General features: G+C 70.4%; 6 protein-coding genes. 1 reads left to right on the top strand and 5 read right to left on the bottom strand.

Going from position 1 to position 6,544, the window contains the following annotated elements; translation table 11 throughout:
- Positions 1-156: 156 nt before the first annotated feature.
- From AB0M79_RS36195 to AB0M79_RS36210, 4 genes are all read right to left on the bottom strand, one after another.
- Positions 157-948, bottom strand: a complete 792-nt coding sequence (locus tag AB0M79_RS36195) for an APH(3'') family aminoglycoside O-phosphotransferase (protein WP_364223312.1) — start codon at positions 946-948, stop codon at positions 157-159.
- Positions 945-1,598, bottom strand: a complete 654-nt coding sequence (locus tag AB0M79_RS36200; RefSeq protein ID WP_364223315.1) for a hypothetical protein — start codon at positions 1,596-1,598, stop codon at positions 945-947. Before AB0M79_RS36200 ends, AB0M79_RS36195 begins: the two co-directional genes overlap by 4 nt.
- Positions 1,595-2,086: a MarR family transcriptional regulator gene (locus AB0M79_RS36205; RefSeq protein ID WP_364223327.1), complete on the bottom strand. Its 492-nt coding sequence runs from the start codon at positions 2,084-2,086 to the stop codon at positions 1,595-1,597. Before AB0M79_RS36205 ends, AB0M79_RS36200 begins: the two co-directional genes overlap by 4 nt.
- A 131-nt stretch (positions 2,087-2,217) precedes the next feature.
- The gene (locus AB0M79_RS36210) at positions 2,218-3,858 is read right to left on the bottom strand and encodes a discoidin domain-containing protein (protein WP_364223318.1); all 1,641 of its coding nucleotides are present in this window, start codon (positions 3,856-3,858) and stop codon (positions 2,218-2,220) included.
- A gap of 264 nt (positions 3,859-4,122) precedes the next feature.
- Between AB0M79_RS36210 and AB0M79_RS36215 the strand changes: the two genes are divergently transcribed.
- A complete protein-coding gene (locus AB0M79_RS36215; RefSeq protein ID WP_364223321.1) occupies positions 4,123-5,463 on the top strand; it encodes an AAA family ATPase in 1,341 nt (446 codons plus the stop codon).
- Here AB0M79_RS36215 and uppS read toward each other — a convergent pair.
- Complete coding sequence (gene uppS / locus AB0M79_RS36220; protein WP_364223324.1) at positions 5,451-6,227, bottom strand: polyprenyl diphosphate synthase; 777 nt, start codon at positions 6,225-6,227, stop codon at positions 5,451-5,453. The two genes, AB0M79_RS36215 and uppS, sit on opposite strands and share 13 nt — an antisense overlap.
- Between the last annotated feature and the right edge of the window lie 317 nt (positions 6,228-6,544).

The raw sequence follows: 6,544 nt of genomic DNA on the forward strand, positions 1-6,544 counted from the left end.
AAGGGCACCACCAACGACGTACACGTCGCACTCTCCACCGGCACCACCTTCGGCCCCGCCGCCAAATGGCACGACTTCTTCGGACTCAACGGCGACACCACGCTGTAGGCGGTCGGCCCGGAGGCGGCGCAACCCGCCCCCGGGCCGACACCGAGGTCAGCCCCAGGTCAGCGGGTCGAGGCTGAGATAGAGGTCCAGCCGGTCAGGGTCGGGTTCGACGCCGTACCGGTCGGCGAAGGCCCGGTCGGCCTCGGCCGCCCGCTCCTCGCTGGACCAGGTCTCGCGCGCGTTGGCGAGCAGCAGGGCGATGTCGGCGTGCCGGTCGGCCCGCCCGAGCCGGCCGAGGTCGATGAATCCGGTGACCCGCAAGGTGTCCGGATCGAGCATGATGTTGGGCAGGCACAGGTCGCCGTGGCAGACGACGGTGTCGGCGGCCTCCTGGTCCAGCCGCCGGCCGACCTGCGGTTCGAGGCGGGCGAGGAGTTCGTCGGGCGGGGTGGCCTGCTGCTCCACGGGGAGGAAGTCGGGGTTCACCGCCCCACGGGCGACGACGTCCCGGGCGGTGTCGAACATGTCCGCGAGGCCCCAGGTGAAGGGGCACCGGTCGACGGGCAGTTCATGCAGCCGCCGTACGGCGTCGGTGATCGAAGTCCACGCCCGCTTCAGTTGTTCGGCCGGTAGGCGGTCCGCCGGCACCCCGGGCACAGTGCTCGTCACCAGGCAGGCCCCGGCGTCGTCGGCGAGCCAGTCGAGCACCTCGGGCCCCGGGATCCCGCTGCCGTTCAGCCATTCGACCCGGTCGCGTTCGGCTTCCAACGTCGCCCGCTGGCCGGCCGGCACGCACTTGGCGTACCGGGAACCGTCGGCACTGCGGAAGACGGCCGCCCCGGACTCACCACCGGTGACCGGATGCCACCCGGCGCCGGGCGGGACCGGGTACGTACTCACGGGGTGGCCACCGCCGTCAGGTGCCCGCGGGCCCGGGCGATGAGCGCGTCCGGGGCGTCGGCGTAGAACCGCAGTTCGCTCACCGGGCGGTCCGGTCCCTTCGGCACCACGACGGTCATCGGCTCACGGAACACCAGGTCGATGTTGGTCTGCCCGCCGGTACCGACCAGCAGGTGTACCCGGTCACCGGACTCCTCGACCTCGACGGTCCGGCTGCTGTGGGTCAACGACCGGCGCCGGCCCCGGATCTCGGCGACCGCCGACCAGGGGATCGTGACGTCGACCGAGTGTCCGTACCGGACCCGGATGCCGGCGGCGTCGGTCACGTGCGGGTGCACGCGTACGGCGCCCAGCATCCCGAACATCCAGATCAGTCCCCACGCGCCGAGCGTCAACGCGACGATCCGCAGCGGCGGCCACGGCAGGAAGTGCGCGAGCAGGAGGTCGAGCAGCGGGATCTCGACCGCCGACACGACGATGAACACCACGAAGATCGGGGTCACCACGCCGGCGTACCCGAACGCCCGCGCGTCGTCGGCGAGCGTGGGCCGTCGGCGTGAGATCCAGCGGAAGAGGCTGCGCCACATCCCGGCCTCGGCGGCGAGGGCCCGGCGCAGCAGGGTGGGCTGGCGGCCGTGGGTGGTGGTCATCGGTCCTCCTCGGTGGTTGCGGGGATGCCGCCGGTGCCGGCTGCCGGGACGGGGTCGACATCGTGGGCGCGCAACCTGTCCAGCAGTTCGCCGAAGCCGGCGACCAGGCAGTCCAGCCGGTCGTCGGGCATCCCGGCGAAGAGCAGGTCGGCGAACTCGTGCTGGCCACGGACGAGCGTGTCGGCGGTCTCGGTGCCGTGCGCGGTGAACGTCACGAGGGTCGCCCGGCGGTCGGTCGGGTGCGGTTCGCGGGTGACGAAGCCGGTGGCGGCGAGCCCGTCGACCAGGCCGGTGACCGTACGCGGGCTGACGGCCAGCGCCTCGGCGAGGTCGCGCTGGGTCGTGGGGCCGCGCTGGGCGAGCACCCACATGACGTGGGCCCGGGAGCCGGTGAGGCCGTCACGGGCCAGGCTGCGGGTCATGTCGTCGTTGACCACGACGACCAGCTCCAGCAACAGGTTCAGTGCCGCGTTGTGCCGGTCCGCCATTTCACTCACATCGCCGTTCCCGCTCACATCGCCATCCTCATAATGAGTCCGCCTGATAGTGAGTGTAGCTCACTACATGCGACAAGCCCCGGCGGAAGCTCGTCCCGCCGGGGTTCGTCGTTCCGGTACGACTACACCGGGTAGGCCTCGAACTCGTTCACCCGTACGTAGCCGGGCTGATGGGTGGGGCCGTGCTTACCCAGCAGCCTGACCAGGCGGGTGGTGCGTTGGCCGAACGTGACCGTCCGGACCAGTTGGGTGTTGCCGGTGACCTGCGCGACGGTGATGAACGTGATGCCGTTCCAGACCTGGATGTCGAAGTCCCTGATCGGATAGCCCTGGCTGGTGTAGACCACGACCCGGCTCACCGCCTTGTTCACCCCGAAGTCGACCTGCACCCACTCCGGCGTCAGCGGAGGATAGGTGCCCCCGGCGTTCGCCCAACTGTGGAGGCCGCCGAGCGTGGTGTTCGTCGAGCCGTCGTTGATCCGGTTCACCGAGTAGCCGGAGAAGGTGCTCGACGCCGAGACGGTGCCGCTGCGGGCGAGGTTGTCGTGGCCGGTCCCGCCGTCACCACCCACGCTGCACACACCGAAGTCGACCAGGCCGGTGCTGTACTGCAGGTAGGTCGACTCGTTGTTCCAGACCGGTGCGTCGCCGGCCGGGTCGTCGCGGGACTGGAAGGCCAGCGTGACCGAGCCGATCACCTTGATGTTGAGGGTGATGTTGATGTTCGGGCCGCCGTCGACCTCGACCCACTGGTAGCCCCAGACCGGGCCGTACGCGGCGTAGTCCCAGGTGGTCAGGAAGTGGTCGGGGTACTGCCAACCCGTGATGTGCTTCTTCTTGATCTTTCCAAAGTAGATGGTCTTCACGTGCGCCCCGCCCTGGGCGACGACGATCAGCTTCATCTCCAGCTTGCCCTCGAAGAGCCCGCCCAGCGAACTCGGGCTCGGCACCTTGAACCGGTGCAGGTGTTCCTGGCCCCGGTTGTTGCGCAGTCCGGTCGGGTTGCAGGCGGCCTGCGTCCCCGCGCCGGCACCGGTCGCGCCGGCGTCGGCTCCGGCCACCGGTCCGACGACGCCGTCCGACGCCTCCTCGGCCGGCGGCGTCCACGAGGCGACCGTCGTGCCGCCGCCGGTGTCCACGACCTCGTTGACCGACAACACCCAGACCTCGTTGGTCTCGGCATACGCCTCGGTCAGCGGAGTCGGCAGGGTGACCACCTGCCCGTTCTGGAACTGGTAACCGGGCGTGGAAGTGGCCGTCTGATCGGCCGGCGCGACCGCCACGGTCGGCGTACTCGCCGGTGGCACCCATTCGTCCAGGTTCGGGATGTAGATCTGCGGCGGGTAGGCGAAGCCCGAGATGTTCTGGAACTGTGCGACACCATTCTTGAGGTGCAGCCAGTTCTGGTCCTGCGGGTGCACGATATACGATTCCTCGGCCTCGCTGATCACGCTCGAGAGCAGCGCGTTCGTGTCGCCGTCGAACTGTCGGCCGGCGATGTCGCGGATCAGCACCTGGAGCATCGTGTTCTGCGCGGCGGTCAGCAGGGGGAGGATCAGCGCCTGTAGCCGGGCCTCGATCATGGCGTCGACCGACGATGCCGCAGTTTCGGTCGGTTTGCCCTGCTTGCTCGGCACTCCGGCGTGTGCCGGCCCGGCGACCAGTGCAAGACAGAGTGTCGCGGCGACGGGAAACGCCAGGCGGCGCAGTAGGCCGGACCTGGATCCACCTCTCCTGCCGGGTACGACGATGGGCGGGTTCACGGGCTTCCTCCTTTTGGGCGCCGATAGACGCCCTGATCCGAAAAGTGCGAACACGCCGACGCTGAAAAGTCGGGCGGCAACGGGACTTGCCCAACGCGAGGAAATAGGCACCTTGATCGACCGACCCGTTGTTGGAAGCCCCGTCGCAGATACCGATGATTGCGGTAACCGAGAATTCACACCACGAATCCTGAACTTCGTTGAACATTGCCGAACGGCTATGTAATCTCAGGCCACTCGACTCCTCGACGGATGAGGCGCCAAATGGCGGTCAACCCCTATCTGGTCTCGGCCGAACGCACCGACCTGTCCGACCTGGCCCGGCTCCTCCGCCAACTCCGCCGCCGGCACGCCCGACAGCGCGGCGACTCCGAACTCACCTACCGCGAACTCGCCGCCCGGACCGGCTGGTCCATCGGCACCATCGCCGGATACTTCGGTGGGCGTACCCTGCCCCCGACCAACCGGCTCGACGTCCTCGCCGCCCTCCTGGAGGCCACCCCCACCGAACAGGGCGTGCTTGCCACCGCCCGCGACCGCGCACAGGAGGACCGGCGTCCCAACACACCGGCACCGGGCGCCGGCCGGTGGCCCGTGCCCCGCCAGCTTCCCGGCGAGAACTTCCGCTTCGTCGGCCGCGACACCGAACTCGCCGCCCTCGACGCCCTGCTCGACCGTTCCGGGCCGCCCGCGGCCGTCGCGGTGCTGCTCACCGGCACCACCGGAGCCGGCAAGAGCACCCTCGCCGTCCACTGGGCGCACCGGGTCGCCGGCCGCTTCCCCCACGGCCAGCTGCACGTCAACCTCGGCGGCCTCGACCCGGACGGGCCGCCGGTCACCCCCGCCCGCGTCGTCCGCGACGTCGCCGCTGCCTTCGGCGTGCCCGGCGACCAGATCCCGGCCAGCCCCGACGCCCGGACCGGCCTCTACCGCAGCCTGCTCGCCCGCCGCCGGGTGCTCATGGTCCTCGACAACGCCCGCGACGCCGACCAGGTTCGCCCGCTGCTGCCCGGCTCACCCGGCTGCCTCACCATCATCACCAGCCGTAACCAACTCACCAGCCTCGTCGCCCTCGACGGGGTACACCACCTCGTCGTCGACCTGCCCACCACCGACGACGCCCGGCAACTGCTCGCCCACCGGCTCGGCCCCGTACGGGCCGCCGCCGAACCCGCCGTCGTCGACGAACTCGTCCGGCACTGCGCCCGCCTGCCGCTGGCCATGGTGGTCGTCGCCGCCCGCGCCAACGCCCGCCCCAACTTCCCGCTGGCCGTACTCGCGGAAGAACTGCGGCTCGCGTACGGCAGCCTCGACCTCTTCAGCGGCGACGACGCACCCGCCGACCTACGGGTGGCGTTCGCCGGCTCCTACCGGCACCTCACACCGGCGGCCGCGACCCTGTTCCGGCGCGTCGGCGCGTACCACGAACCGGACGTCGACGCGGACGGCGCCGCCCGCCTCGCCGGAACGTCGTCGGCCGACGCGCGGCGGGCCCTCGCCGAACTCTCCCGCGCCCACCTGCTCACCGAACACCGGCCCGGCCGCTACACCTGCCACGACCTGCTGCGAGCCTTCGCCCGCGAGATCGGCCGCTATGCGCCGTAGCGGCGGTTGCGGGCCGCATACGAGCGCAGCGCCCGCAGGAAGTCGACCTGCCGGAACCCGGGCCAGTAGACGTCACAGAAGTAGAGCTCCGAGTACGCCGCCTGCCAGAGCAGGAAGCCGGACATCCGCTGCTCACCGCTGGTACGGATGATGAGGTCGGGATCGGGCTGGCCACTGGTGTAAAGGTGCGCGGCGATGTCGTCGGCGGTCAGCCGCCCGGCCAACTCGTCGATGTCGGTGCCGGCCCGGGCCTCCTTGTCCAGCAGGGACCGGATGGCGTCGACGACCTCGTCCCGCCCGTCGTACCCGACCGCGACGGTGAGGTGGAAATCGGTGTCCCGGTCCCGGGTCTCCTCCTCGGCCAGCTTCAGCGCATGCCGGGTCGAGTCGGGCAGCCCGTCGAGCCGGCCCGCCAGGTGCACCTGCCAGCGGCTCGAACCCCGTACCAGCCGCTCCGCCACGACCTGTTCGATCATCTCCAGGAGGAACCGGATCTCGTCCGACTGGCGCTTGCGCAGGTTGTCGGTCGACGCGACGAAGATCGTGACGTGCTCGATCCCGGCGGTCGCGCACCAGCCCAGGACCTCCTCGACGTGCTCCGCGCCGTACCGGTGGCCGACGCTGGGGTTGTCGTAGCCCATCTGCCGGGCCCACCGGCGGTTGCCGTCCATCACCATCGCCACGTGCCGCGGCATGGGGCTGTCGCCGAGACTGGCCTGGAGGCGGCGGGCGTACAGCTTGTACAGCATGTCCCGGATTTTCACCCGGACAAACTACAAGACCGGCGGGCGCTGTTCTGTCCGGTTACCGGCGCCCAGATAGTGGCAAGATCCGGACATCCGGGCGGTTCGTGGGTCGTTGGTGACGTGGATCGGCCCGGCGGTCGGTGGAATGGTCGGTGGGTCGGGGTCGTTGTGCATGACCGCCGCCGAGGTAGCAGCCGGCGGCGTCGGTTTCCCGGTGCGGGCCGGAATGGTCCGGGCCGCCGGTGCGTTACACCCGGTCCGGACGTGAGCAGCACCCCCCGCGCCACGTCCCCCGCTCTTCTCTTTGCCCCGCGTGAGAGGCATGCGTGAGGGCG

Origin of the sequence: Polymorphospora sp. NPDC051019, assembly GCF_040683055.1 — a bacterium.
Taxonomy (GTDB): domain Bacteria; phylum Actinomycetota; class Actinomycetes; order Mycobacteriales; family Micromonosporaceae; genus Polymorphospora; species Polymorphospora lycopeni.